Genomic DNA, 25,888 nt, shown 5'->3' on the forward strand with positions numbered 1-25,888 from the left:
GAAGGAAATAACATTATGAGAGACACCATAAAAAATGAATTCAGTAAGATGTATGGAATTGGCGATGATATTGGCAGGGCATTAGATGTACTTGGTTATAATCAGCCTTTGGCCGTTCAAGATAGGGTTATGCCTCATATCCTTGAGGGAAAAGATCTAATTGTACAATCTCAGACAGGAAGTGGAAAGACAGCGGCTTTTGGTATTCCTATAGCAGAGAAGTTGGAGATGGATGAGAACCTACCACAGGTACTGGTGCTCACGCCTACAAGAGAGCTTGCGGTTCAAGTGTGTGAAGAGATTGCAAGTATTGGCAGATATAAGAAAATACGATGCCTGCCAATCTATGGTAAGCAACCGATACATATTCAACTTAGACAATTAAAACAACGTGTTCATGTAGTCGTCGGAACGCCAGGGCGCCTAGGTGATTTGATTAAGAGAAAGCATCTTGTGTTGGAACAAATTAAGTATTTAGTGATTGATGAAGCAGATGAAATGCTGAAACGAGGTTTTCTTGAAGATGTAGAGGCGATTATTAAGAGAATACCTAAGGAACGCACAACGCTTCTTTTTTCTGCTACTATGCCACCTGAGATAGAGTTCATATGCTCTGAACATATGATGAATCCTTTGCGTATTGAGATGGCATCGACGCAAGCACCCATTGATCAGATTAAACAAGTCTGGTATGAGGTATCAGATGATTGGAAATTCATGCTCTTGACAAAGTTGATGGAGGAACTAAAGCCTAGGAGTTGTTTGATTTTTTGTAACACAAGAATCAAAGCGGATCAATTGGTCCAGAAGCTGATTAAAGGTAAGTATGATTGTATGGCTCTTCATGGTGGTATGGCTCAAAAAGATCGACTAAGAGCAATCTCAACTTTTAAGGATGGAGAGGTCACATATTTGATAGCTACGGATTTGGCAGCTAGAGGGATTCACGTGGATAGCCTTGACCTAGTGGTAAACTATAATGTACCCATGGACAATGAAAATTATGTTCATAGAATAGGTCGAACAGGACGTGTTGGTGAAGAAGGCCGTGCCATTACATTTGTTTCTACACATGATCAAAGAAAGTGGGATGAAATACAAACTTTTATTGGGTATAAAGTTCCATTAGAAGATGAGAAGATATTACAACAAAAGGCAATTTCAAAGAGAACAGGAGCATCGACTAAGCCAAAGTCAAAAAGAGAAAAGAAAGATCAGCTTCATAAGGATATTACTAGGCTACGTATCAATGCCGGAAAGAAGAAAAAGATGCGCGCCGGTGATGTACTGGGCGCAATCAGTAATCTACCTGGGCTTACATCTGAAGATATCGGTATCATTGACATTCAAGACTCTTGTACCTATGTGGAGATTTTTAATCATAAAGGTCAATTGGTGGAAGAAGGACTAAGCAAGGTTAAAGTCAAGGGCAGGGACGTTAAGATTAAGAAAGTCAAGTAACCCTTCATATTATCTATATTAGAAAACTTAATTGGCTTAAAGGTCATTTAGGTTTTTATTTTTATAGAATACTGACCATATGTACCAGCTAAAATTAATCAAGTAGTAGTAATTATTTACTGATAATTATTGTAAATGGGACCGTGGACCTATTTACTATGGGCACTAAGCATTATATCCTATTATTAGGAGATTAAGTTGTTGTTTTAGATTAAGATAAGACATTTTTTAAATGGAACTTGTAATAGAATGACTTTGGAAGGAGCGTATATTGTGTTAGGGTTTGATTACAAAAGTATCAGAAATAATCACAATATATAAATTATATAATGAAAATAAATTTATCGAAACGTATTGCCATATTTGTAGGAAGTCTTGTCATTATTATTTCAATGGTACTGGGCGTGACAGCAATGTCATTTAGTTCAAGCATCGTCATTGAGACGGCTGAAGAATCCATGTTAGAGTATTCAACTGAAGTAGCTGAACATATATCAAGTCTCATCGATACTCGATTGGCTATTCTAAATGAACTATCTTTGAAAGAAAGTATCAACACCATGCAATGGGAAATTCAAAAAGTGGTCTTGATTAAAGATATTAAAAGATTAGGTTATCAAGACATGGGTGTGGTGCTAACAGATGGGACTGCAAGATTTGTACTAAGTGGTGAAACAGTACAATTAGATGACAGAGAGTATGTACAAAAAGCACTCAAAGGTGAGGCTAATGTTTCGGATGTGTTGATTAGCAAGATAACGGGAGAACCCATATTTATTGATGCTGCTCCAATTCGTGTAGATGGAGAAGTAATCGGTATTTTAATAGGCACACGCGATGGGACTTCACTTAGTGAATTAACCGATCAATTAGGCTTTGGTGAGAATGGGTATGCTTTTATCGTAGGCGCAGACAGTACGATGTACGCTCATCCTAATAGAGAATATGTACTTGAACAACGAAGCGCTTTTAAAGACATTGAAACAGATGGCGAATTAAAGGCTTTTGGTCTTGCATTGAATGAACTGGGCATCGGGAATCCTGGGTTAGCAAACTATGAATTATCTGGAACAAGAAGAATTACAGCCATGGCGCCTATACCCCATACGAATTGGATACTCGGAATAGGCAATTACGAAGAAGATTTTCTAAGTAGAACGGTAGAGCTTAGGAATATTATAGTGATCATTTCTGGTATTGTAATCATTATAGGTATAGCAAGCGCTTTGATTATTGGTAGCTTCATTTCAAAACCCATAAAATATTTATCTGGTTATGTGGATCGACTAGCACGTTACGATTTAACAAATGAAGGTGATCAAAGTATTAAAAAACACGCAAAAAGAAGTGATGAGATTGGTGTGATTGCTGTATCTCTTACAGTGATGCGAGATAATTTTATCGAATTGGTTAAAGAGATTCTGGATACTTCAGGGCAAGTTGCTGCGACTTCTGAGGAACTAACATCAACCAGTCAGCAAGTAGCTGTTGCTGCGGATGAAGTTGCAAGAGCGGTTGAAGAGATGGCTGTTGGCGCAACAGATCAAGCAAAAGAAACAGAACACGGAGCAACAAGTGTGAATCAATTAAGTGGTTTAATTGCACAGGATTTACACTTTATCAAAGAGCTAAATAGCGCAGCAAACCAAGTGAATGTGCTTAAAGAAGAAGGCATGGAAGTGTTATTTGATCTTGTCAATAAAACGAAGGCAAGTGGAAAAGCGACAAGCGATATCCATGAAGTTATTCTAGAGACAAGTCAAAGTGCATTAAAAATTGAGAATGCTAGCCAGATGATCAAAAATATTGCAAGTCAAACCAATCTCCTAGCACTTAATGCAGCGATCGAGGCAGCACGAGCTGGTGAAGCAGGAAGAGGTTTTGCAGTCGTAGCCGATGAGATTAGAAAGCTGGCAGAGCAATCCAATAGCTTTACAGATGAAATCGTATCCATCATTCAAGAACTTTCAGGAAAAACAGAACAGTCAGTTGTTACAATCAAAGAAGTAGAAAGTATAATATCCTCTCAAGCTAAAAGTGTTGATAGTACGAATGAAAAGTTCGAAGGTATATCTCTAGCGATAGAAGGCATGAGAACAGTTATGGAGGGATTAAATAACGCCAGTCACGAGATGGCCATCAAGAAGGATGATATTGTAAGTATCATTGAAAGCCTGTCGGCGATTTCCGAGGAAAATGCAGCCAGTACAGAACAAACGTCAGCATCTGTTGAAGAACAAACAGCGGCCATTCAAGAAATCGCTGAAGCCAGTGAAGAATTAGCCTTGTTGGCGGAGTCGATGCAAAAGGTGGTTTCAAAATTCGAACTGGATAGAGGTATATACTAGATGATGCATAAAAACACTTAGTATATTAGAGTTCTTTGCTTCACCCTATTGGTTCATTCATAGTGGTGTTGGTACAACAAATTATTCTTTCATATGGGCAATGTCCGGTGAAAATCAATTTTTTGCAGATGCAAAGGCTATAGATTTTACAAATCTGAAATAAGAGTAAAGAAAATTGAACTTACAAAAAAGATTCATGTACCTTGGAAAATCAATATTACTTTCAAGTATATGAATCTTTTTTATAATACTTTTTTAGTTATTCTCAACAAACAGCGTCATTGACTTTAGATGCTCAAGATGCTATAATTATGAAAAATCGAATATTGTTGCACGGTGAAGTGCAATAAAAAAAGCGGAGAAGCTTGCAATGAAGCATATAATTATGCTTTGTAGCGGCTTTTTGTATTTTTAGGAGAAAATCCCATAAAGGAATGAAAATCTATGGAAAACTTTGAAAAACAAAGAATTATACAAGAGTATGTTCCGGGAAAACAGGTAACACTTGCCCATATCATCGCAAAACCACAAAAGAGCATCTACATAAAATTGGGGCTGGCAGATGAGCATAGCGATGCTATCGGCATCCTTACAATCACGCCCAGTGAAGCGGTGATTATTGCTGCTGATGTTGCAACCAAGGCTGCGAGTGTAGATATTGGCTTTATTGATCGGTTCAGTGGTTCGCTGGTTATTACAGGTGATATTTCCAGTATAGAATCTGCTTTGAATGAAATTCTAAATATATTGACCAATGTGTTGTCATTTACCCCGACAACGGTCACCAAATCATAAAGCTATGAAAAAACTGATGTTAATTGGGGCTGTGGGATCGGGTAAAACCACTTTTGTCCAAGCGATGATGAAAGCAAGTCTAAAATATAAGAAAACTCAAGCGATGGAATACTATGATACCATCATTGATACACCAGGTGAGTACTTGGAAAGTCGAAGATATAATAATGCCTTAATTGTTGCATCTTGTGACTGTCATATGGTACTATTATTTCAAGATGCAAGTAGCAAAAACTGTCTATTTTCTCCAAATTTTGCGTCGGTTTTCATGAAACCGGTGATAGGTATCGTTACAAAAATAGATGAAGAAATAAAAGATATAGATTATGCTAAAGACTGTCTTACTTTGGCGGGTGCAAAAAAAATATTTGAAATAAGTGCAACAAAAGGTTTGGGTCTAGAAGAACTAGAAGACTTCCTAGAATAAACCTTGGTTAAGAGTTAAACCAAGTTTCTTTAGATTCACGTATAGTTATAGGTTATGATGATATTCATAATTATACTGTAAGTGAACATTCAACTAAATTGTATTGACACTTTAACCAATGTTGGTTATAGGCAAAAACCAAGTTTCTCTAGATTCACAAACAGAAATAGATTATATTGATGCATTCATAACTATCCTGTCTGTGAAGGTTCAACTATATGGTTTTGAAGCCTTAACCAACTCTTTCAATATTTTTAAGGAGGACAATAGAATGAAGTGCAGAATAGTAGTAACCGACGATGAACTTATTACTAGGATGGACCTCAGCGAGATTCTTAAGGAAGAAGGCTACGATGTAGTAGGACAAGCTTCTGACGGATTCGATGCAGTTGAATTGTGCAGAAAACTCAGACCGGACTTGGTACTTATGGATGTTAAGATGCCCATACTCGATGGCATTAAAGCATCTAGAGTCATTATCAAGGAAGAGCTTGCACTTAGCGTTGTGTTGTTAACAGCCTATAGTGGCATTGAGTTTCTAGAGCAAGCCAAAGAAGTGGGTGTTATGGGCTATATCGTAAAACCTGTTAGCAGCCAGAACCTTATCCCGACTATTGAGATTGCAGTAGCAAAAGGAAAACTCATTAAAAAAATAAAAGAAGACGCTGAAAAGCTTAAAGATCAGCTAGAAGCCAGAAAGTCTATAGATCGTGCAAAAGGCATTCTTATGGATAAAGACAAAATATCAGATAATGAGGCATATAATCTCATTAGAAAGCTAAGTATGGAAAAACACGCTTCTATGAAGAACATTGCAAATGCAATCATTATGAATCATGTAGAATAGGCTGGGAGCAGATGAGATGCTAAGAGAATTGTGTAATAAATATACGGATCTTAATGATGATGATATCATAAAACTAGAAAGCATCTCTAAGGTACTTCCAATTATAGCAGATCTCGTGAAGGCAGATGTATTTATTGACTGCATGACCAGTGATCCCAATGCAGCAATTGTTGTGGCAGAAGCCAAACCCACTTCCAATACATCAATGTATGAGTATTCTGTAGTAGGGGAGTTGGCTTATAGAAAAAATGAACCAGCTGCTCTTAGGACATTGGATATTGGTATGGCGACTAGAGATTTGAAGGCATTAACTCAAGAAAACAAGAACGTAAGACAAAATGTCGTACCCATACAAAATGACAAGGGTGATGTAATTGGCGTATTGATCATGGAACAAGACATCACAACATCCGTGAAGCAAAATGAAAAGATGGAATTTCTGGCTGAAACGACAGGACAACTTACAGAATCCTTGCTGAATGTTAAAGACAGTGAATATACCGTAACCTATCATATCAACGATGCCATCATCATATTTGATCAACAAGGCATTAGCAATTATGGTAATCCCGGGGCAAAAAAGCTATACGAGGAATTAGGTTATAGAGACAGCATCATTGGAATGCATTTTGAAAACTTGGTATTAGATGGGTGTGTTTTTGACAAGTTAATCGAGGAACCCAGCTTAAAAATATCAGAAGTCACTGTTGGCAGACTCACTTTACAAATAAAATACGCAACATTAAAACGACACAATGTTATTACAGGGCTTACCATGCTGATCAAAGATATAACAGAAGTAAGAGAAAAAGAAAAAGAAATCATTCTTAAATCTGTAGCTATTCGAGAGATTCATCATAGAGTTAAGAATAATTTGCAGACGATTGCCAGCCTTTTAAGTCTCCAGTCCAGAAGGATTAATAACGACTTGGTGAATGAGGCCTTTAACGTGAGCATCAACAGGATTCTTGGCATAGCGGTCACACATGAGCTTTTGGCACAAAACGGAGTAGATGACGTTGACTTAAAAACAATTGTAACGAAAATAAAAGAAAGCACCTTGAGATATGGTTTGTCGATGGTAGATAATATCACCATATCCATAGAGGGAGACAGCTTAACGGTCAACTCAGACAAAGCAACTTCCATAGCCTTAGTGGTCAATGAGCTATTACAAAACTCAATTGAGCATGCCTTCGACGGAAAATCAGACGGTTCTATAAATATTTGGATTCAAAAAGGAAATCTATATTCAAGCATGTCAGTCATTGATAATGGCAAAGGATTTGACGTAAAATCCATAAAAGCAGATAGTCTAGGGCTGAATATTGTAAGCAGTATTGTAAAAGATAAGTTACAAGGTCATCTGGATATGTATTCCGGTGAAAACGGCACGAAAATAATATTTGATTTTATAAATGAATAGAAAACACAACGCAGTGTTTTTGTAAAAGGCAATGTTGGCCTAAGGCGTATGTAAGCATACGTTTTAGGCCAATTTTTGCGTCTGGGGAGGGGAGCTATCTTGGAAGAGAAAATTATCAGTGTAGGCATTGATATCGGTACTTCAACAACTCAATTGGTGTTTAGCAGACTGACCATTGAAAATACAGCATCGGCCTTTTCCATACCCAAAATTAGCATTATAGAAAAAGAAGTCATTTACAAGAGCAGCATCTATTTTACCCCTTTAATATCAGATACCGAAATTGACGGCGAAGCTGTTAGAAAAATTATAGAAAATGACTACAAAAAAGCTGGCATCCATCCAAAAGAAGTGGATACAGGTGCGGTCATTATTACCGGAGAAACTGCAAGAAAAGCAAATGCTTCTCTTGTACTGGAAAACCTGAGTGGCTTAGCAGGTGACTTTGTCGTAGCCACAGCAGGACCGGATCTAGAAGCCATTATTGCTGGAAAGGGTGCTGGTGCAGACATATATTCTAAGTCTAACAGAAGTGTCGTGGTTAATCTGGATATTGGAGGCGGAACGACCAATATCTCAGTATTCAAAGATGGTGAGATTATAGATACCACTTGCATTGATCTAGGAGGGCGGCTTATTAAGCTTCATCCAGATAGCATGAAAGTTGAATACATCTCAAAAAAAGTTAAAAGGTTAGCAGATCATATGGGTATTTTGATAGAAGTGGGCCAGGTTATATCAGCAGATAAAATTAAAAAGATAACGAACCGAATGGCAGACCTAATTGAAGAGGTTCTGGGTGTTAGAAAAGTAACTGAGGATCTAAAGCTGATGCTAACGACAAAGGACTTAAAAAGAAATTATGACATAGACTACATCTCATTTTCTGGTGGTGTTGCAGACTGTATCTATGGGACCTATTTAGAAGAGAAAAATCTCATCTACGGTGATATTGGTGTATTTCTTGGTAAAAGTATAAAAAATCTGAATTTGAATAATACTTTTAACATATATGAGCCAACGGAAACGATTAGAGCAACGGTTGTAGGCGCCGGGAGTCATACGACAGATATAAGCGGAAGTACAATCACGTTCTCTAAAGATATTTTTCCACTTAAAAACATACCGATTCTTAAACTTTCGGTAGAAGATGAGCAACTAGGTTACGAAGCACTGAGCCAAGTCATCAAAGAAAAAGTCAGTTGGTTTGGCTTGCATAATGAGAAACAACAGGTGGCTTTGGCCATTAAGGGGGTGAAGAGTATAAGCTTTGGTGAGCTAAAGTTACTGGCACAAACAATTATTAGTGGGATGGCTGAGATTATAAGTATGGAGGTGCCGCTGGTGGTCATCGTAGAACATGACATTGCAAAGGCACTGGGACAAACCATACAAACATATTTGGCGTATAAGAAGGATGTTGTTTGTATCGATGCTGTGAATGTGAGTAATGGTGATTTTATTGACATCGGAAGACCCTTGGCAAATGGGAGGGTCGTACCAATAGTCATCAAAACATTAGCTTTTGGATACTAGTTATGAGTCTTTGCCATAAATATTAAAAGAAGAGGTGATAGGAATGAGGTTAAAAACTAAGTTATTTGGAGACGTATATCAATTTAGTTCGGTCAAAGAAGTCTTAGCAAAAGCGAACGAAGAAAAATCCGGAGATAAGCTGGCGGGCATCGCCGCAAATACTGTAACAGAACGTGTAGCTGCCAAAGAGGTTCTGAGTAATCTAATGTTGAAGGATTTGAGAAACAACCCTGTGATTCCTTATGAAATAGATGAAGTTACAAGGGTGATTCAAGATGCAGTCAATGAAAAAATCTATGGAGAGATTCAAAATTGGACCGTGAGTGAACTCAGAGAATGGATCTTAGATTCCAACACAAAGGAAAGTGATTTAGTAAGAATCAGCAGAGGCTTAACCAGTGAAATGGTGGCAGCGGTAACAAAAATCATGTCCAATCTGGACCTCATTTATGGTGCAAGTAAGATTAGAATAACAGCTCATTGTAATACAACCATAGGGCTTCCCGGTACTTTATCCATCCGCTTGCAACCCAACCATCCTACAGATGATTTGGATGGTATTATGATTTCGACTATGGAAGGACTTTCTTATGGTGTTGGCGACGCTGTTATTGGTCTTAATCCAGTTGATGACACTGTAAACAGTGTAAGCAATGTCTTGAAGATTTTTGCTGACCTAAAGAACAAGTGGGAGATTCCTACTCAAGCTTGTGTTCTAGGCCATGTAACTACTCAGATGAAAGCCATTAGAGAAGGCGCCCCATCTGACCTGATTTTCCAAAGTATAGCTGGTTCTCAAAAAGGTAATGAAGCGTTTGGTATTACAACAGAGATGTTAGATGAAGCAAGGGCTTTGGTACTGAAAGAAGGGACATCCACAGGCCCAAATGTTATGTATTTTGAAACTGGACAAGGCTCTGAGTTGTCCTCTGACGCCCATCATGGTGCGGACCAATTAACCCTTGAGGCAAGATGTTATGGTTATGCAAAAAGATATCAACCTTTCTTGGTCAACACAGTTGTTGGATTCATCGGACCGGAATTTTTATATGACAACCATCAGGTTATTAGAGCAGGGCTTGAAGACCATTTCATGGGTAAACTAACAGGTATACCAATGGGTGTGGATGCATGTTATACCAACCATATGAAAGCCGATCAAAATGATATTGAAAACTTAGCGGTACTTCTTACAACGGCAGGATGTAACTATTTTATGGGTATCCCTGTTGGCGATGATGTTATGTTGAACTATCAATGTACTGGGTATCATGAAGCACAGACACTCAGAGAGTTGTTGAATTTGAAACCTATTAAGCAATTTGATTTATGGTTAGAGAAGATGGGCATTAGGAAAAACGGGAAGTTTACAGATCGAGCAGGCGACGCGTCCATATTTCTTAAGTAAAACAAGGGGGAATCTTTATGAAGCTTAAGACGAAACTATTTGGTGTTTCGTATGGGTTTACGTCTGTAAAAGAAGTATTGGCAAAAGCCAATGAAGAAAAATCTGGTGATACATATTTAAAAATCGCCGCCCTAACGGCCCAAGAAAGAGTGGCAGCAAAAAGAGTTCTAAGTGAACTAACATTAGAAGACTTAAGGAACAATCCGGTGATTCCTATGGAAGAAGATGAAGTGACTAGGGTCATCGATGGTCTGGTGAATGAAAGTATTTATAACGAAATCAAAAACTGGACAGTTGGCTATTTAAGAGAGTACGTACTCTTGCATTCGACGACCAATGAGGATCTTAAGCGAATTGGGAGAGGTCTTACAGCTGAAATGGTAGCTGGTGTAGCCAAACTTATGTCCAACATGGATTTGGTTTATGGGGCCAGTAAAATCCAAACTTGGGCAAAAGCCAATACCATCGTCGGTATGCCAGGAACCCTATCTTTTAGACTTCAACCCAATCATCCGACAGACGACCCAAATGGCATTGTAGCATCTATGATGGAAGGTCTTTCTTATGGATGTGGTGATGCGGTTATTGGTGTCAATCCAGTTGAAGACACTGTAGGTAATACTAAGAATATCATGAACTGCATTTATGACTTTATGATGAAGTGGGAAATACCAACCCAGACTTGTGTCTTGTCTCATATATCCACACAGATGGAAGCTGTTAGACAAGGGGCTCCTGTATCGATTTTCTTTCAGAGTGTGGCTGGAACAGAAGATGCAAACAAGGCCTTCGGTATTGATGCCGCTCTAATTGATGAAGCATACGAACTTATTAAAAAACAAGGCATAGCACCAGGACCGAATCTTATGTATTTTGAAACAGGTCAAGGTTCAGAGATGTCACTGGATACGGACCATGGCGTAGATGAGATGACACTTGAAGCACGAAGCTATGGTTTTGCAAAAAGATACAATCCTTTTATGGTCAACAATGTATCCGGATTTATTGGTCCTGAGACCTTGTATGATGGCAGACAAATGATCAGAGCGAATCTTGAGGATCACTTCATGGGTAAACTTATTGGTCTGCCAATGGGCATGGCACCATGTTATACCAATCATACTAAAATGGACCAAAATGATCAGGAAATAGCGACAATGTTACTGGCTATGGCTGGTTCCAATTATTATATGGGTGTACCGGTAGGGGATGACATCATGTTAAGTTACCAAGACACCAGTTTTCATGATGATGCAACCTTAAGAGAGTTGCTAAACCGAAAACCCACCAAAGAGTTTTTTAAATGGCTTATGGATATGGGCATCATGGATGAAAGTGGCAGGTTAACAGCAAAAGGTGGAGACCCTTCAATATTCTTAAAAAGATGAGGTGAATTAAATGGTATCTGAGAAAGAATTAAAAGCAATTATTGAGCAAGTTTTATCAGAGATGAAAACCAAGGATTTTACAGAGTCAAAGAAAGACACCGAAACAGTCGACCAGATAGATGACAATGAATTGTCAGATATTACGATGGTAGACATGAGAAAACAATTATTGGTCCCAAATCCGGAGAATGGAGAAGATTATCTGCAGATGAAGGCAAAAACTTCGGCAAGGGTTGGTGTATGGCGAGCAGGTCCAAGGTATAAGACTGAAACTTTACTTAGATTTAGAGCGGATCATGCGGTGGCCATGGACGCCGTTTTCACAGATGTGTCCGAAGAAATCATCGCAGAAATGAATCTTTTTACAGTAAAAACAAAATGTAAAGACAAAGATGAATATCTAACGAGGCCGGATCTTGGTAGAAAATTTGACGATGAAGAAATAGCGCTTGTAAAAGAAAAATGTAAAATGAACCCACAAGTTCAAGTAATTGTGGCCGACGGATTAAGTTCAACTGCCATAGAAGCCAATATAAGGGATATCTTGCCGGTTCTATTTCAAGGTCTAGAAGGCTATGGCATCAAGGTTGGAACACCTTTCTTTATTAAATATGGTCGCGTACCTTCTATGGATGTCATATCTGAAGTAACAGGCGCTGACATCACATGTTTATTTGTTGGTGAGAGACCAGGACTGGCAACAGGGGAAAGTATGAGCGCTTACATCGCTTATAAAGGAACTGTGGGTATGCCGGAAGCCAGAAGAACAGTGGTATCGAATATCCATCAAGGCGGAACCGCAGCGGTTGAGGCCGGTGCTCATATTGCACACATATTAAAAGAAATGCTGGACCAAAAGAAAAGTGGTCTGGAATTACAATTGTAGAATAAGGAGGGACAAGAATATGAAAAATGATGCAATTCGTGCAAGTGTACTGAGTGTTAAGTTGATTCCGAATGTGGATGTAGACCTAGCAAAAGCACTGGAGTTAAAGCCGGAACAAAGATGTATTGGACTTGTAACATCCGACTGTGATGATGTTTCTTATACCGCACTGGATGAAGCGACAAAAAAAGCCGAAGTCGAAGTGGTTTATGCAAAATCCTTTTATGCCGGTGCTGGTAATGCCTCTACAAAATTAGCTGGTGAGTTTATCGGTATTTTAGCTGGGGCAAATCCGGCAGAAGTAAGGAGTGGTTTGGATGTTGTGGTTGATTTTATAGCAAACGATGCATGTTTCTACAGTGCCAATGATGATGATACCATTCCTTATTATGCCCATTGTATTTCAAGAACAGGTTCATATCTATCTAAGGTAGCGGGTGTAGAAGAAGGTGAAGCCCTTGCTTATTTGATTGCACCGCCAATTGAAGCGGTTTATGCACTGGATGCAGCCCTCAAATCATCGGATGTTAAGATGGTTCAATTCTATGGACCACCATCTGAGACAAACTTTGGTGGTGGCCTATTAACAGGTAGTCAATCCGCTTGTAAATCAGCCTGTGATGCTTTTGCAGCAGCGGTAAACTTTGTTGCAGACGATCCGACCAAATACTAATAAGAAAATGTGGTGAAAAATATGAATAATATAGCCCTGGGAATGGTAGAAACATATGGATATGTAGGGGCAATAGAAGCCGCCGATGTATGTTTGAAGGCAGCCAATGTAACCTTACTAGGCTGTGAATTTGTTAAGGGCGGATTGGTAACCATACATATTAGAGGAGACGTAGGTGCTGTAAAAGCGTCGATTGATGCAGCAGAGGCAGCGGTTCATAAAATAGGTCAGCTTTTATCCACCCATGTCATTCCAAGACCCAGTGACGATGTGGAAAAAATATTGCCAATGCCCTTATTAGATGTTTTAGAGCGTAATCATGAGGAAGAAGCCTTAAGAAATCAACCAAAAAAAGTGATAGAAAAAGAAGATAGTAAAAAGGCAGATATCCCAAAAGTAGAAAATGATAATGAAATGACCACCTCAAAATTAGTCGCATCACCTAAAAGTAGAGAAGCCTTAAATGCCCTAAAAGCAGTTGATTTAAGAGCTTTGGCCAGAAAAATTGATGATCAATTTGAAGGTGCATTCTCCATTGAAAGAAGTCAAATCAAGTACACACGAAAAGACGAACTGATAGAAGCCATCTTGAAGTTTTATAAGGGGGTGAAGTGAAGGTGATCAAGGATAAAGATCTAAGCTCTATTCAAGATGTTAGAGACTTGGTAGAAAAAGCAAAAGAAGCTCAGCATGAACTTAAAATGAAAAGCCAAGAAGAGATTGATGCAATCGTAAAAGCGATGTATGAAGTCGCTTATATGAAATCAGATCAATGGGCTAAGATGGCGGTAGAAGAAACGGGATTTGGTGTTTATGAACATAAAATCATAAAAAACAAATTTGCCAGTAAAGCGGTTTATGAGTTCATCAAGGATATGAAGACCGTAGGCATCATTAAGGAAGACAAGCATAAGAAGATCATTGAGATTGGCACACCAGTAGGCGTTATTGCCGGACTCGTACCCTCCACCAATCCGACTTCCACTGCGATTTATAAGGCTCTAATAGCCGTGAAGTCAGGAAATGCTATTATTTTTAGCCCTCATCCTAAGGCACTCAATTGCATTAGTGATGTTGCAAGGGTCATGGAAGCAAAAGCGGTTGAAGCAGGCGCTCCAAAAGGCATCATAGGATGTATGGCCATCCCTACTTTAGAAGGTACGGATGCCTTAATGAAACACAAAGATGTGTCTTTAATCTTAGCTACGGGTGGTTCGGCAATGGTAAAAGCAGCTTATAGTTCAGGTACGCCGGCCCTTGGTGTCGGACCTGGGAATGTCCCGGCATTTATTGAAAGAAGTGCAGACATAGCCCTATCGGTAAAAAGAATCATGGACAGTAAGACCTTTGACAATGGCACCATATGTGCTTCGGAACAAGCGGTGGTCACTGAAAATTGTATTAAAGACCAAGTGAAAACAGAATTCATAAAGGCGGGTGCATATTTTTTAGAAGGTGAAGAAGCAGATTTGGTCGGAAAAACCATTCAAGATGCATGCGGACGGTTTAATGCTAAGATTGCTGGAAAGTCAGCAATTGAGATTGCCCAGATGGCAGGTCTGTATGTGCCTGGTGACACGAGAGTACTGATTGCAGAACAAACACATGTAGGCATACAGTATCCGTTTTCCAGAGAAAAATTAGCACCGATTCTGGCATTCTACGCAGAAGATAACTGGGAAAAAGCCTGTGAAAAATGTATGGAGCTCTTGGCATATTATGGACTTGGTCATTCATTGGTGATTCATTCAAAAGATGAAGAGGTCATAAAAGCTTTTGCACTAAAGAAACCGGTATCAAGACTGCTGGTTAATACGTCATCAGCTCAGGGCGCCATAGGGGCGACAACGAACTTAGCACCATCTTTAACACTTGGTTGTGGCGCGGTTGGTGGTAGCTCAACATCCGACAATGTAAGTCCCCTTAATCTAATCAATATTAGAAGTGTGGCTTATGGAACGAAAGAACTAGAGGACATTCAACAAGAGTATGAAGATGGATCCAGTAGACATGCATCATCACACATGGAGCTAGATGTAGAAACAATCACAAAAATGGTTTTGAAAGAATTACAAAATTATAAATGAGCCTTCGAAGTAAAAAGAAGGAAGCTAACTTTAAATCTGAAAACACAAAAATTAGGAGGATATGAATATGGCAAATGCAAATGCACTCGGAATGATTGAAACAAAAGGTTTGGTAGGTTCAATAGAAGCAGCGGATGCAATGGTAAAAGCGGCAAATGTTACCCTTATTGGTAAAGTACACGTTGGTGGTGGTTTGGTGACAGTTATGGTTCGAGGTGATGTGGGTGCGGTTAAGGCAGCAACAGATGCCGGTGCTGCAGCAGCAGATCGTATTGGAGAGCTGGTTTCTGTTCACGTTATACCAAGACCTCACAGTGATGTAGAGTTGATCTTACCTAAATACGAAGGCTAAGAATGCATGTTTATTTGCCTCGCCTTCCATGGCGAGGCAATCATAACAAAGGATGTGATAGGGATGGAAGTTTTAACAGAAGCGGTTGTACGGTCGATTCTAAAAAAAGACAAGGTAAAGGAATGGTTGGTCAATCCGGATACCATCATTACCCCTTCAGCTAGGGAATATTTAAACGAGCAGAAAATTAAGCTGGTATATACAAAAGATGAACAGGGACTTTTAGGTATAAGCAAGAAAAATAACGAGAAAAATGAAATCAACGATACCGAAGAGAAAAAGTTTATACCTAAATACATTGTTAAAGATACAGGTGGTTTTTTTGAGAAGAAACCAGAAGAAATGACGCAGTTATATGGCAATGAACTGGTGTTAAAGAATCATCCCAGTATTTTGTTTAGAGGCAAGGTGGATAGTCTTCAATCAAAAATACTGGAGATTCAAGTCATGGCAGATAAGAATAAATGTGAGAAACTGGTTTGTGAACTTCAAGAGGTTCTCCAATATGTTAGGAACATATTAAAGGCAGAGGTTATAAAAGAAGCAACAGAAGAAATATGCTTGTTTGGACTGCTTGAAGAAGATATCAGAGAAATGTCCCATAACCCAAAAAAACACATAGGTGTGGCCCATATACTACCGGATTACAAAATGGGAGAAATATTAATTGGCTTAAATACAATTCGTAGTGGGGCTAGAGAAGTAGAGCTTAGTTCTATTCCATTGAACCGTAAAGATATTACCAAATCACTCAATAGGTTAAGCAGTGCTGTCTATGTGATGATGTGCAGATATTTGTCCGGATACTATAATTAATGGAGGCCCTTATGGATGAAGTAACTATTAAGAAAATCGTAAAAAAAGTCATAGAGGAAATAGGTCAAAGAGATAGGAATTGGCGGACAGTGCCTATAGAAGCTTCTGCAAGACATGTGCATCTTTCCAAGGACGATGTTGAGCGACTTTTTGGAGAAGGCCATAGACTTACACCGACAAGAGATCTGTCACAACCAGGTCAATTTCTGTGTCAAGAAAGGGTGACCATACTGGGTCCAAAAGGTTTGTTCAAAAACGTTGCCATTCTAGGCCCGGAGAGAACAGAGACTCAGGCGGAGATCTCGAGAACGGATGCCTTTAGTTTGGGCATTGATGCTCCGGTTATGGAATCAGGTAAGATAGAAAAAAGTGCACCCATCTATTTATCAGTCGGTAAGAATATGATTCGGGCAGAAAAAGGAGCCATCGTTGCCAAGCGACATGTTCATATGACACCGGAGAATGCTTTGAATTATGGCCTAAAAGATCAGCAAATCGTTGCTGTAAAAGTATTTAGTGATCGACCAATTATATTTGAAGATGTTGTTGTAAGGGTTCATGATCAATATAGTTTACACATGCATATTGATTTAGACGAAGCCAATGCTTGTGGCTTTTACGAAGGTATGAAAGGTCAAATACTTGTGGAAGAAGAGGTTTAAGGATGTTAGACATGACAAACTGTGAGCATTTAATATCTCAATTAGAAGCAACCATACACAACCCCAGAACCATGACGGAGGGCGACAAATTGCTCGTAGGTGTTGACCTTGGAACGGCATACATTGTCATCGTTGTTCTAGATCAAGACAAAAAGCCTGTGGCCTGTGAGATGGCGTTTTCCCAAGTCATAAAAGACGGTTTGGTTATCGACTATGTTGGTGCTATGCATGTGGTTAAGCATCTAAAAGAAAAGATTGAGCAAAAGATTGGCACCAGACTTACAAAAGCAGCCATTGCTGTACCACCAGGGACAAGCGAAGGTGACAGCAAAACCCATAAGTACGTTGTAGAGGGCGCGGGCATGGAGGTGACCAATATTCTTGATGAACCGACAGCGGCCAATTCAGTTCTTAATATAGAAAATGGTGTCATTGTTGATATTGGAGGGGGCACAACGGGTCTGTCCATCATAAAAGAAAATCAGGTCGTCTATGTAGCGGATGAAGCAACAGGCGGAACCCATTTGACTTTGGTTGTGGCAGGCAATTATAAGATTAAGTTTGAAGAAGCGGAAAAGTATAAAACGGATCTAAGTAGACAGCATGAGATATTTCCACTGGTAACACCGGTCATTGAGAAAATGGCGACAATCATCAAGATCCATATTAAGAATCATGATGTAAAGGAAATATATCTTGTTGGCGGTACCTGCTGTTTAGATAAAATAGAAAAAATAATCGAAAATGTCACAGGCATAAGAACCATGAAGCCTAAGAATCCATTTTTAGTTACGCCTCTGGGCATTGCTATGAATTGCTAGGTATAAAGGATGTGAGTATATTGAACTTAGAATCCCTAGATGAAAAAAGTCTAATCGAAAGCATAACAAAAGAAGTGATGAAGAAGCTAGAAGAAAGAATCATGAAAAGTGAATTAGAAAGACCTATTAAAAAAGATAAGATTCTTGCAATAGCCATGTCAGATTATAAGGTTTTATATGAAGTTAATGATCAGTATGATGTAGATGATTTTGATGACGCCAAAGTATCTATAGATATAAGCCCCTATGAGGTCATACTACTCGGTAGCATCAGTTACCAAGAACTTGTGCAGATATCTATGGGATTTGCAACCAGTAAGGTCACAACCACGGTCATTGAAGCCATATTAACAGGCAAAAAAATCTTTTTTGTAGAAGAAGGCATAACCTACAGCAAGTACGAAGATACAGCAAATACCAACTTTTACAACATGCTTAAAGGCTATGAAGAACAAGTAGAAACATTCGGAATAGAATGGATCAATGCAAATGAAATTGGACGTCGATTACAGGATGTCAGGATAAATCTCTTAGAAAAAGCAGAAGCGTTGAAGAAGTTAGAAGGAACACACATGTCCCAAAATGAGCATGTCAGGGAGAGAATTATAACTGAATCCCTAGCAAAACAGTATCAAAAACAAGGCTATGAGCGTCTTTTGATCAACAAAAATACCATAATAACACCTTTGGCAAAGGATTATCTAAGAGATCATAAAATAAAAATGATCACCACATAAACTCAAAACGGAGGAAGGCATTTATGATTGTAGGTAAAGTAATCGGAAATGTATGGGCAACTAGAAAAGATGAGAATTTGAATGGTCTGAAATTATTGGTCATAAAACCCTTGGATTATGCTTCGGACAAAGACCTTCCTACTTTTGTTGCTGCAGATAGCATTGGTGCTGGGATTGGAGAAACGGTACTGGTTGTAAATGGAAGCTCAGCCAGAATGGGTCTAGGAAGAAAAGATATACCTGTGGATGCCATTGTGGTTGGCATCATTGATACCGTGGATGTCTAGAAGACGGCAAGGGAAAGGAGGTGCTTGGCCATGGCGTTGTTAGATAAAATATATAATGCCGGCGTTGTAGGCGCTGGAGGTGCCGGTTTTCCAACACATATAAAGCTCAATTGTAAGGTGGAATATTTTATTATAAATGCGGTAGAATGTGAACCTCTTATGCATACGGATAAATATATTATGCTGAACAATGGCGAAGAAATTATTATGGCGGTGGAGGAAATTGGAAAACTTGTAGGTGCACAGCATTTGGTCATTGCCATCAAGGAAAAAAATACCAAAGAAATTAAACACCTAAAAGCGATCATTGAAACAATGGGTTCAAGAATCACCTTGTTTACCATGGGGGATTATTATCCGGCAGGTGATGAACAGATGATGGTATATGAGATTATAGGTAAACCGATTCCTGAGGCAGGGATTCCCTTAGATGTAGGCGCTGTTGTATCCAATGTAGGCTCTATAGTGAACATCTACGATGCAATGATGGACAAGCCGGTTATAGAAAGGTTTTTGACTGTGGCCGGAGATGTAAAGAACCCGACCATGATTAGGGTACCAGTCGGTATTTCTGTAAAAGCTTGTATAGAAGCAGCAGGTGGTTCAACTCTAAAGGAATATGCCATCATTATTGGTGGGCCTATGATGGGAACCATCATTGATGACCATGAGGCCGAAGCATTTCATATTAAGAAAATGGATGGATCCTTAATCGTCCTACCTAAAGATCATTTCGTGGTAGAACGAAAAAGAAAACCCATAGACAAAATCATCAATGAAACCAAAACAGCGTGCATTCAATGTCGCTACTGTACAGACATGTGTCATAGATACCTATTGGGTCATGAACTAAGACCTCATAAGATCATGAGAAACATAGGTATGTCAGACCATGATGAAGCCATCATGAAGGAAGCCTTGCTATGTTGTGAATGTGGTATATGTGAGATCTATGCATGCCCTATGGGACTTTCCCCTAGATTGGTGAACGTACATGTTAAAAAAGAATTGTATAAAAAAGGCATTCGACCTGAAAAAGGAAGTCTTGATCTGGACGTTAGAGATATGATGGCCTATAGAAAAATTCCAAGTTATCGGCTTATTTCAAGACTTGATTTGCTCCAGTATTATGGTCAACCAATAGATGAACACAAAGATCTGATAGCAGAGGAAGTTGCTATACCTCTTAAGCAACATATTGGAAAACCGGCCACACCTATCGTCGCGGTTGGGGACATGGTAACCAAGGGGCAGATGATTGGTAAGGTAGAGAGAAATGAAATGGGTGCCAATGTTCATGCAAGCATTGATGGTACTGTTACAGGTGTAACTGAGAAAATAACGATAAAAAGTAATGGGGTGGTTTCATGATACGGACGATAGGGCTTATAGAGCTTAATAGCATAGTCAAAGGCATTGAGTCGGCGGATGCAATGATTAAGGCGGCTGAAGTGGATTTGATTCTAGCGAATTCCATATGTCCCGGTAAGTATATTGTGCTCATTTCCGGGGATGTTGGGGCAGTGAAGGCTGCTCTAGAGGCAGGAAAGGAAGTAGGGAAACAATACATTGTAGATGACCTTATATTGCCAAGTATTCATGCACAAATCATTAATGCCATTAATGGATCGACACAAGTAGGTGAAGTGAATGCCATCGGTGCGATGGAGTTTTTTAGTATTGCCACTTGTATTGTGGCTGCGGATGCAGCAGCAAAAGCAGCAGCGATTAATCTCATTGAAATCAGGCTTGGTTTTGCAATAGGGGGTAAATCATTTGTTACGTTCAGTGGGGATGTCAGTGAAGTTAAAGAGGCAATCGAAGCGGGTTCGACGATAGGTAAGCAAAATGGGATGCTACTTGCAAAAGTGGTCATTCCATCGCCTAGAAAAGAACTGTTTGAGAAACTCTTATAATTAGGAGGAAGAGGTATGGGTAAAGTATTACTTACAAAAAGCAATATTGATGCATATATATCTAATAACCAGTCAAAACTTTATGTGGACAAAAACATGATTCTGACTTCAGGTGCCAGGGATGTGATTAGAAATAAAGGTATTTCTATTATTTATGACAAATCAAGGGAAGAAGAAACAGAAGATGGGACTAACTCTGAGATGGAAGGAATCACAAAAACGGTTATAAAAATCTTGAGAGAGCAGCATGGTATGACAGATGCAGCACAAATAAAAGATGTGTGTAATTTGATTTTAATAAAAATCAATAAAAATTAAAGGAGTGTAGGAAAATGGCGAGCTATGCATTGGGTATGATTGAAACAAAGGGATTGGTTGGCGCCATTGAAGCGTCAGATGCAATGGTGAAGGCGGCAAATGTTACGCTAATAGGTAAAGAAAAAGTGGGAGGAGGGTTGGTTGCTGTCATGGTTAGAGGCGATGTTGGCGCGGTTAAGGCAGCCACAGATGCCGGTGCAGCAGCAGCAAAAAGAGTGGGTCAATTAGTATCCGTACATGTCATTCCAAGGCCTCATGAGGAAGTAGAACAAATGTTACCAAGCTTAAATTAAACAACCTACAATTATAACTTAATTTTTTATGTATAAGGGAGGAAAAAAATGAGTATTAATGAGATTATTGTATACATCATGGTAATTTTTATGGTTCTAGGTGCATTAGACAAGATTATTGGCAATAAGTTTGGTTTAGGTGAGCAGTTCGATGAAGGTTTTATGGCAATGGGTTCTTTGGCCATTGCTATGATTGGGGTTATATCTTTGGCACCCGTACTTGCAACCATACTTTCGCCGGTTGTAACGCCGGTTTACACCATGTTGGGTGCAGACCCAGCGATGTTTGCAACCACATTATTGGCCAATGACATGGGTGGATACCCATTGGCGATGGAAATGGCACTAACGGAGGAAGCTGGACTTCTTGCCGGTCTTATTCTAGGTGCGATGATGGGGCCTACTATCGTATTCTCAATCCCTGTTGCTTTAGGTATCATCCGAAAAGAAGATCACAAGTTTTTGGCAACAGGTATTTTGGCAGGTATGATTACCATACCTATCGGCGTCTTCTTTGGTGGTTTAGTAGCAGGCTTTGATGTTGTCATGATTCTTAGCAACTTGGTTCCAATAATTATTGTATCTTTATTGATTGCTATTGGTCTTTGGAAAATCCCTAATAAAATGATTAAAGGTTTTACAGTATTTGGTAGAGGTGTAACGATTGTTATTACGATAGGTACAGCTGCAATTATTGTTGAGACGTTAACTGGTATTGTTATTATTCCGGGTATGGCACCTATTTCAGATGGTATTGCCGTTATTGGTGCGATTGCAATCATGCTTGCAGGAGCCTTTCCAATGGTCTATGTTATAACAAAAGTATTTAATAAACCTTTACTTAAAATGGGTAAAATATTAGGCATGAATGATGTTGCTGCAGCCGGATTGGTGGCGACTCTTGCCAATAACATTCCTATGTTTGGATTGATGAAAGACATGGATGACAGAGGAAAAATACTCAACGTAGCTTTTGCAGTTAGTGCAGCGTTTGTTTTTGGAGATCACCTTGGATTTACGGCAGGTGTTGCTAGAGAAATGATATTCCCAATGGTTGTGGGTAAACTTGTTGGTGGTATTACTGCCGTCATGGTAGCGATGATTATTGCGAATAAAATTCTAGGTAAACCAGGGAAAACAAGTGATGAAGAGCCGCAAAAAGTGGAGGCATAGTATATGGGTAATATGGACAGCAAAATAATAGAAGAGATTGTCAGAAATGTTTTGCTAGAAATGAACAAAGGACAACAAGATTTTATCAAAGAAACCGATAAGAGTGGTGTATCTGTCATTAAGACAGAAACCGTTCGTCCAGGTAAATTTGACACAGGCAAAGACGGAGACAAAGTATACCTAAAGGATGTTTTGACTGTGAAGGAAAGTCCTAGGTTAGGTTGCGGTGTTATGGAAATGGATACATCCACCTTTGACTGGACTTTGAAGTATGATGAAGTGGATTATATTATTGAAGGCACATTAGAGATCATCGTCGGTGACCGTAAGATCACAGGAGAAAAAGGTGACATCATCTTTATCCCTAAAAACACATCAATAAAATTCAGTGCACCCTGTCATACCCGGTTTCTATATGTTGTATATCCCGCCAATTGGGATGAGTTATAAAGTAAAAGTTTGCCTTGAGATAATCAGGGCAAACTTTTTATAAATGATTGAGTAGGGTGATGCTGGTTCCGTCATAATCAATAAGACCATCATTTTTCATCTTTTGAAGTTCACGAGATAAAGAGGTGCGTTGAACGCCAATGCGTTCAGCAAGCGCCTTTTTTGATGTGCGTAATAGGATCTTATTAGAACCTTGAAGCACATATTCGTTTTTTAGATAAGCCATTAGGCTTTCACGTATTGTGCGATTGACATAATGTTTGATTCGATCACCAAGGTGCATAGCATGATCGGAGATATATTCCAGAAAAAGCCTTAAAAAGGTCGTGTTGCTGGAACATAGGTCAAATAAAAGTTCTTTTTTTAGAACCAACAATGTGGTTTCGGTTTTGGCGGTAACCGTCATGGGGTAATGAGGATTTTTAGAAAAAACCAGATTGCCACCAAGTATATCATCCGGCAAGAGTGTTGCAATGGTCATAAGGTTACCTGATTCATCAATGCGTTCGACAACCACCTGGCCACTTAGTATGAGTTCTGCACAAGCACAAAGATCCCCTTCAAAATGTATGACTTGATCTTTGCTATAGGGCACTATTTTCATTGTTTGATGATGAAGGCTTTCTAGGAGGTATTCTTCTGGAATAGCCTTTAGAAGTGTATAATTATTTTTATGATCAAGTAAGTTTTTCATATAAAACCTTTCCTGTCGAGGCGTAGCCTCTTTGTTTAGTTACCTTGGTAACGCCATTCTTTTTAATTCTATTATATGCTTAGTATAAAAGATTGAAAAGGAGATTCTCATGGATAATATAAGGTGGTGCATTGTAATATGAAAAATATAAGGATAATGACTCAAATTATTTTCTTAATTTTTTTCTCATTTGTCATAGTCAATGGGAATATGGTCTTGTGGCTAGTTATTTTTTTGCTGAGTTTACTGGGCGCAGCAGTATTTGGACGTTTTTATTGTGGTTATATATGCCCCATGAACACAGCTATGGGTGTCACAGCAAAACTTGCCAAGCGTTTAAATTGGCAGATGAAATCTGTACCAAAAGTATTAAAAAGCAAGAGCCTTCCTTGGATTGTCTTAGTTCTGATGATTGCAACGATGATTGTTTCAAAAAGAGTTTTGCAACTAGAATTACCCATATTATTGATGCTAATGGCTTTGTCCATTATTATCACACTAAGATATGAAGAATATGTGTTCCATAATCATGTATGTCCTTATGGGGCCTTGTTAAGCTTAACGGGAAAAGGGGCAAAGTTCTCTACAAAAGTAGATACGTCTCAGTGTATAGGGTGTAAAAAATGTGAAAAAGTTTGTCCTTCTATGGCGGTAAAAGTGGATGAAAAAGAAAAGGTGGCCAAGATTAATCCGGCATTATGTCATCAGTGTCAATCTTGCACCTTAATATGCCCAACTAAAGCCATTCGTTATACAAAAATCTAATTAAATCATAACTTTAGTAAAGAGGTAACATAGGTTACGGATAAGATGTCCTAAGTATATTATACTGAAAGAAATGATGAAATGAAAGGTGATTAATATGATTGAAAAAGTATTTAACATGACCAACGGGAACGATCCTATGATTGAAAAAGTCATTCAAGATGAGAATGTGCATTATATTCACATGATCTTTAACAAAGATGAGGGATTGCCGGAACATTTTGCTAATTCCAATGTGTATATGACGGTACTTCGAGGTACTTTATCCATAGCTCTGGATGAACAGGAAGTGCACCGTTACGGAGCTTATTCCATATTGAAGATTCCTTTTAAAACAAAAATGAACGTGAAGAATCTAGATGAAGAAGTATTAGAACTTATTGTGTTAAAAGCCCCAGCCCCTCAGAATGCATAAATAAATAGCATATCTTACAGAAAAAGCCGATTGAAGCAAATCTTCAATTGGCTTTTTCTGTTCTCTAGGAAAGTCTATGAGCATTATGAGATTGGTTATTGACATATGTCAAATATAGAGTATAATAAGAACTGTAAATGACATATGTCAATAATTGAAGGATGGTGAATCAAATGGCAAGAAGAGATGGAACAGGACCAATGGGCTTAGGTCCGTTAACCGGAAGAGGTTTAGGTGTTTGTGCTGGATCTAGGGCGGTCAGATATGGTGCAGGACTTGGTATGGGATTAGGTCTTGGACTTAAGATGGCATGCCGACGTGGTTTTGGACGTGGCTACGGAAGAAATACTATGAATATCGATCAAAACACAAACTTAGATCAGAAGGATCGACTTCATGAAGAAAAAGAAATACTACAAAAAAGACTAGAAGCGATTGATAAAGCATTAGAGAAATTATAGCGGTCTCAAAGAATCACCGGAGAATGCTCTGGTGATTTCTGTGTAGCAGCAAGTATTAGATTAAGAGGAGGACACTATGAAAATTGTCATACCAGTAGATGAGAATAATAGAGAAACCGATGTGTGCATATCTTTTGGACGTACACCTTATTTCTGGATACATGATACTGTAACAAAAGAAGACATATTTCTTACAAACGAGGCAGCTGAAAGCAGAGGTGGGGCAGGTATAAAAGCGGCACAAACCATTGTAGACCATAAAATCGATGTATTGTTGACCCCGAGATGTGGTGAAAATGCTGCGGAGGTCCTAAAAGCCGGAGATACAAAAATCTACAAAATAATAGGTGGTACAGCCCTAGAAAATATAAACGCTTATTTGTCCGGAAAACTGTCAGAACTTCATGAGATTCATGCAGGGTTTCATGGACATGGAGAAAACTAGT

General features: G+C 38.9%; 29 protein-coding genes and 1 pseudogene. 29 read left to right on the forward strand and 1 reads right to left on the reverse strand.

Translation table 11 applies throughout. From position 1 onward, the window contains the following. Positions 1 to 15: 15 nt before the first annotated feature. From PATL70BA_RS11645 to PATL70BA_RS11770, 25 genes and pseudogenes are all read left to right on the forward strand, one after another. Complete coding sequence (locus tag PATL70BA_RS11645; protein ID WP_172596223.1) at positions 16 to 1,461, forward strand: DEAD/DEAH box helicase; 1,446 nt, start codon at positions 16 to 18, stop codon at positions 1,459 to 1,461. 329 nt (positions 1,462 to 1,790) lie between these two features. Continuing rightward, positions 1,791 to 3,809, forward strand: coding sequence for a methyl-accepting chemotaxis protein (locus PATL70BA_RS11650; protein WP_125137516.1), 2,019 nt, complete (start codon positions 1,791 to 1,793; stop codon positions 3,807 to 3,809). Positions 3,810 to 4,253: 444 nt separating this feature from the next. Beyond that, a complete protein-coding gene (locus PATL70BA_RS11660) occupies positions 4,254 to 4,604 on the forward strand; it encodes a BMC domain-containing protein (RefSeq protein ID WP_125137517.1) in 351 nt (116 codons plus the stop codon). Between the two features lie 4 nt (positions 4,605 to 4,608). After that, positions 4,609 to 5,031, forward strand: a complete 423-nt coding sequence (locus tag PATL70BA_RS11665) for a EutP/PduV family microcompartment system protein (protein WP_125137518.1) — start codon at positions 4,609 to 4,611, stop codon at positions 5,029 to 5,031. Positions 5,032 to 5,302: 271 nt separating this feature from the next. Further along, positions 5,303 to 5,878: an ANTAR domain-containing response regulator gene (locus PATL70BA_RS11670; protein WP_125137519.1), complete on the forward strand. Its 576-nt coding sequence runs from the start codon at positions 5,303 to 5,305 to the stop codon at positions 5,876 to 5,878. 16 nt (positions 5,879 to 5,894) lie between these two features. Continuing rightward, positions 5,895 to 7,304 carry a sensor histidine kinase gene (locus tag PATL70BA_RS11675; RefSeq protein WP_125137520.1) on the forward strand — a complete coding sequence of 470 codons (1,410 nt, stop codon included), beginning with the start codon at positions 5,895 to 5,897 and terminating at the stop codon, positions 7,302 to 7,304. 99 nt (positions 7,305 to 7,403) lie between these two features. Continuing rightward, positions 7,404 to 8,840, forward strand: a complete 1,437-nt coding sequence (eutA, locus tag PATL70BA_RS11680; RefSeq protein WP_125137521.1) for an ethanolamine ammonia-lyase reactivating factor EutA — start codon at positions 7,404 to 7,406, stop codon at positions 8,838 to 8,840. 43 nt (positions 8,841 to 8,883) lie between these two features. Next, on the forward strand, positions 8,884 to 10,248 hold the full coding sequence (locus PATL70BA_RS11685) for an ethanolamine ammonia-lyase subunit EutB (protein ID WP_125137522.1): 1,365 nt from the start codon (positions 8,884 to 8,886) through the stop codon (positions 10,246 to 10,248). A 17-nt stretch (positions 10,249 to 10,265) separates the two neighbouring features. Continuing rightward, positions 10,266 to 11,636: an ethanolamine ammonia-lyase subunit EutB gene (locus PATL70BA_RS11690; protein WP_125137523.1), complete on the forward strand. Its 1,371-nt coding sequence runs from the start codon at positions 10,266 to 10,268 to the stop codon at positions 11,634 to 11,636. A 10-nt stretch (positions 11,637 to 11,646) separates the two neighbouring features. Further along, positions 11,647 to 12,522: an ethanolamine ammonia-lyase subunit EutC gene (gene eutC, locus PATL70BA_RS11695; protein WP_125137524.1), complete on the forward strand. Its 876-nt coding sequence runs from the start codon at positions 11,647 to 11,649 to the stop codon at positions 12,520 to 12,522. A gap of 19 nt (positions 12,523 to 12,541) precedes the next feature. Beyond that, a complete protein-coding gene (gene eutL, locus PATL70BA_RS11700) occupies positions 12,542 to 13,195 on the forward strand; it encodes an ethanolamine utilization microcompartment protein EutL (protein WP_125137525.1) in 654 nt (217 codons plus the stop codon). A 21-nt stretch (positions 13,196 to 13,216) separates the two neighbouring features. Next, positions 13,217 to 13,483: pseudogene (locus PATL70BA_RS17025) on the forward strand (BMC domain-containing protein); the annotation flags it as partial. Between the two features lie 323 nt (positions 13,484 to 13,806). After that, positions 13,807 to 15,282: an acetaldehyde dehydrogenase (acetylating) gene (locus PATL70BA_RS11710; RefSeq protein ID WP_197715760.1), complete on the forward strand. Its 1,476-nt coding sequence runs from the start codon at positions 13,807 to 13,809 to the stop codon at positions 15,280 to 15,282. A 67-nt stretch (positions 15,283 to 15,349) separates the two neighbouring features. Then, a complete protein-coding gene (eutM, locus tag PATL70BA_RS11715; RefSeq protein WP_125137527.1) occupies positions 15,350 to 15,634 on the forward strand; it encodes an ethanolamine utilization microcompartment protein EutM in 285 nt (94 codons plus the stop codon). 63 nt (positions 15,635 to 15,697) lie between these two features. Then, on the forward strand, positions 15,698 to 16,450 hold the full coding sequence (locus tag PATL70BA_RS11720) for a cobalamin adenosyltransferase (RefSeq protein WP_125137528.1): 753 nt from the start codon (positions 15,698 to 15,700) through the stop codon (positions 16,448 to 16,450). Between the two features lie 11 nt (positions 16,451 to 16,461). Beyond that, positions 16,462 to 17,112 carry a phosphate propanoyltransferase gene (pduL, locus tag PATL70BA_RS11725; protein WP_125137529.1) on the forward strand — a complete coding sequence of 217 codons (651 nt, stop codon included), beginning with the start codon at positions 16,462 to 16,464 and terminating at the stop codon, positions 17,110 to 17,112. Positions 17,113 to 17,114: 2 nt separating this feature from the next. Further along, a complete protein-coding gene (gene eutJ, locus PATL70BA_RS11730; RefSeq protein ID WP_125137530.1) occupies positions 17,115 to 17,933 on the forward strand; it encodes an ethanolamine utilization protein EutJ in 819 nt (272 codons plus the stop codon). A gap of 20 nt (positions 17,934 to 17,953) precedes the next feature. Continuing rightward, on the forward strand, positions 17,954 to 18,670 hold the full coding sequence (locus tag PATL70BA_RS11735; RefSeq protein ID WP_125137531.1) for a hypothetical protein: 717 nt from the start codon (positions 17,954 to 17,956) through the stop codon (positions 18,668 to 18,670). A 23-nt stretch (positions 18,671 to 18,693) separates the two neighbouring features. Next, a complete protein-coding gene (locus PATL70BA_RS11740) occupies positions 18,694 to 18,957 on the forward strand; it encodes a EutN/CcmL family microcompartment protein (RefSeq protein WP_125137532.1) in 264 nt (87 codons plus the stop codon). A gap of 30 nt (positions 18,958 to 18,987) precedes the next feature. Beyond that, a complete protein-coding gene (locus PATL70BA_RS11745) occupies positions 18,988 to 20,328 on the forward strand; it encodes a 4Fe-4S dicluster domain-containing protein (RefSeq protein ID WP_125137533.1) in 1,341 nt (446 codons plus the stop codon). Next, positions 20,325 to 20,873 carry a BMC domain-containing protein gene (locus tag PATL70BA_RS11750; RefSeq protein WP_125137534.1) on the forward strand — a complete coding sequence of 183 codons (549 nt, stop codon included), beginning with the start codon at positions 20,325 to 20,327 and terminating at the stop codon, positions 20,871 to 20,873. Before PATL70BA_RS11745 ends, PATL70BA_RS11750 begins: the two co-directional genes overlap by 4 nt. A 15-nt stretch (positions 20,874 to 20,888) precedes the next feature. Next, positions 20,889 to 21,191, forward strand: coding sequence for a hypothetical protein (locus PATL70BA_RS11755; protein ID WP_125137535.1), 303 nt, complete (start codon positions 20,889 to 20,891; stop codon positions 21,189 to 21,191). A gap of 14 nt (positions 21,192 to 21,205) precedes the next feature. Beyond that, positions 21,206 to 21,484, forward strand: coding sequence for a BMC domain-containing protein (locus PATL70BA_RS11760; RefSeq protein WP_125137536.1), 279 nt, complete (start codon positions 21,206 to 21,208; stop codon positions 21,482 to 21,484). A 48-nt stretch (positions 21,485 to 21,532) separates the two neighbouring features. Continuing rightward, complete coding sequence (eutH, locus tag PATL70BA_RS11765) at positions 21,533 to 22,657, forward strand: ethanolamine utilization protein EutH (protein WP_125137537.1); 1,125 nt, start codon at positions 21,533 to 21,535, stop codon at positions 22,655 to 22,657. A 3-nt stretch (positions 22,658 to 22,660) separates the two neighbouring features. Continuing rightward, a complete protein-coding gene (locus tag PATL70BA_RS11770) occupies positions 22,661 to 23,107 on the forward strand; it encodes a cupin domain-containing protein (RefSeq protein WP_125137538.1) in 447 nt (148 codons plus the stop codon). Positions 23,108 to 23,144: 37 nt separating this feature from the next. Here PATL70BA_RS11770 and PATL70BA_RS11775 read toward each other — a convergent pair whose 3' ends face one another. Next, the gene (locus PATL70BA_RS11775) at positions 23,145 to 23,801 is read right to left on the reverse strand and encodes a Crp/Fnr family transcriptional regulator (RefSeq protein ID WP_125137539.1); all 657 of its coding nucleotides are present in this window, start codon (positions 23,799 to 23,801) and stop codon (positions 23,145 to 23,147) included. A 138-nt stretch (positions 23,802 to 23,939) separates the two neighbouring features. Between PATL70BA_RS11775 and PATL70BA_RS11780 the strand changes: the two genes are divergently transcribed. The 4 genes from PATL70BA_RS11780 to PATL70BA_RS11795 all read left to right on the forward strand — a co-directional run bounded on the left by PATL70BA_RS11780 (position 23,940) and on the right by PATL70BA_RS11795 (position 25,887). After that, positions 23,940 to 24,566, forward strand: a complete 627-nt coding sequence (locus PATL70BA_RS11780) for a 4Fe-4S binding protein (protein WP_125137540.1) — start codon at positions 23,940 to 23,942, stop codon at positions 24,564 to 24,566. Between the two features lie 97 nt (positions 24,567 to 24,663). Beyond that, positions 24,664 to 24,981 carry a cupin domain-containing protein gene (locus tag PATL70BA_RS11785; protein ID WP_125137541.1) on the forward strand — a complete coding sequence of 106 codons (318 nt, stop codon included), beginning with the start codon at positions 24,664 to 24,666 and terminating at the stop codon, positions 24,979 to 24,981. A 173-nt stretch (positions 24,982 to 25,154) separates the two neighbouring features. Next, positions 25,155 to 25,442, forward strand: coding sequence for a DUF5320 domain-containing protein (locus tag PATL70BA_RS11790; RefSeq protein ID WP_125137542.1), 288 nt, complete (start codon positions 25,155 to 25,157; stop codon positions 25,440 to 25,442). 76 nt (positions 25,443 to 25,518) lie between these two features. Further along, positions 25,519 to 25,887, forward strand: coding sequence for a NifB/NifX family molybdenum-iron cluster-binding protein (locus tag PATL70BA_RS11795; protein WP_125137543.1), 369 nt, complete (start codon positions 25,519 to 25,521; stop codon positions 25,885 to 25,887). The last annotated feature ends 1 nt before the right edge of the window (position 25,888 follow it).

The organism is Petrocella atlantisensis (assembly GCF_900538275.1).
GTDB lineage: Bacteria > Bacillota > Clostridia > Lachnospirales > Vallitaleaceae > Petrocella > Petrocella atlantisensis.

Coding starts and splice junctions, on each gene's coding strand:
- PATL70BA_RS11645 (WP_172596223.1), top strand. CDS start 16: ATGAGAGACACCATAAAAAATGAATTCAGTAAGATGTATGGAATTGGC.
- PATL70BA_RS11650 (WP_125137516.1), top strand. CDS start 1,791: ATGAAAATAAATTTATCGAAACGTATTGCCATATTTGTAGGAAGTCTT.
- PATL70BA_RS11660 (WP_125137517.1), top strand. CDS start 4,254: ATGGAAAACTTTGAAAAACAAAGAATTATACAAGAGTATGTTCCGGGA.
- PATL70BA_RS11665 (WP_125137518.1), top strand. CDS start 4,609: ATGAAAAAACTGATGTTAATTGGGGCTGTGGGATCGGGTAAAACCACT.
- PATL70BA_RS11670 (WP_125137519.1), top strand. CDS start 5,303: ATGAAGTGCAGAATAGTAGTAACCGACGATGAACTTATTACTAGGATG.
- PATL70BA_RS11675 (WP_125137520.1), top strand. CDS start 5,895: ATGCTAAGAGAATTGTGTAATAAATATACGGATCTTAATGATGATGAT.
- PATL70BA_RS11685 (WP_125137522.1), top strand. CDS start 8,884: ATGAGGTTAAAAACTAAGTTATTTGGAGACGTATATCAATTTAGTTCG.
- PATL70BA_RS11690 (WP_125137523.1), top strand. CDS start 10,266: ATGAAGCTTAAGACGAAACTATTTGGTGTTTCGTATGGGTTTACGTCT.
- eutC (WP_125137524.1), top strand. CDS start 11,647: ATGGTATCTGAGAAAGAATTAAAAGCAATTATTGAGCAAGTTTTATCA.
- eutL (WP_125137525.1), top strand. CDS start 12,542: ATGAAAAATGATGCAATTCGTGCAAGTGTACTGAGTGTTAAGTTGATT.
- eutM (WP_125137527.1), top strand. CDS start 15,350: ATGGCAAATGCAAATGCACTCGGAATGATTGAAACAAAAGGTTTGGTA.
- PATL70BA_RS11720 (WP_125137528.1), top strand. CDS start 15,698: ATGGAAGTTTTAACAGAAGCGGTTGTACGGTCGATTCTAAAAAAAGAC.
- pduL (WP_125137529.1), top strand. CDS start 16,462: ATGGATGAAGTAACTATTAAGAAAATCGTAAAAAAAGTCATAGAGGAA.
- eutJ (WP_125137530.1), top strand. CDS start 17,115: ATGTTAGACATGACAAACTGTGAGCATTTAATATCTCAATTAGAAGCA.
- PATL70BA_RS11740 (WP_125137532.1), top strand. CDS start 18,694: ATGATTGTAGGTAAAGTAATCGGAAATGTATGGGCAACTAGAAAAGAT.
- PATL70BA_RS11745 (WP_125137533.1), top strand. CDS start 18,988: ATGGCGTTGTTAGATAAAATATATAATGCCGGCGTTGTAGGCGCTGGA.
- PATL70BA_RS11750 (WP_125137534.1), top strand. CDS start 20,325: ATGATACGGACGATAGGGCTTATAGAGCTTAATAGCATAGTCAAAGGC.
- PATL70BA_RS11755 (WP_125137535.1), top strand. CDS start 20,889: ATGGGTAAAGTATTACTTACAAAAAGCAATATTGATGCATATATATCT.
- PATL70BA_RS11760 (WP_125137536.1), top strand. CDS start 21,206: ATGGCGAGCTATGCATTGGGTATGATTGAAACAAAGGGATTGGTTGGC.
- eutH (WP_125137537.1), top strand. CDS start 21,533: ATGAGTATTAATGAGATTATTGTATACATCATGGTAATTTTTATGGTT.
- PATL70BA_RS11770 (WP_125137538.1), top strand. CDS start 22,661: ATGGGTAATATGGACAGCAAAATAATAGAAGAGATTGTCAGAAATGTT.
- PATL70BA_RS11775 (WP_125137539.1), bottom strand. CDS start 23,801: ATGAAAAACTTACTTGATCATAAAAATAATTATACACTTCTAAAGGCT.
- PATL70BA_RS11780 (WP_125137540.1), top strand. CDS start 23,940: ATGAAAAATATAAGGATAATGACTCAAATTATTTTCTTAATTTTTTTC.
- PATL70BA_RS11785 (WP_125137541.1), top strand. CDS start 24,664: ATGATTGAAAAAGTATTTAACATGACCAACGGGAACGATCCTATGATT.
- PATL70BA_RS11790 (WP_125137542.1), top strand. CDS start 25,155: ATGGCAAGAAGAGATGGAACAGGACCAATGGGCTTAGGTCCGTTAACC.
- PATL70BA_RS11795 (WP_125137543.1), top strand. CDS start 25,519: ATGAAAATTGTCATACCAGTAGATGAGAATAATAGAGAAACCGATGTG.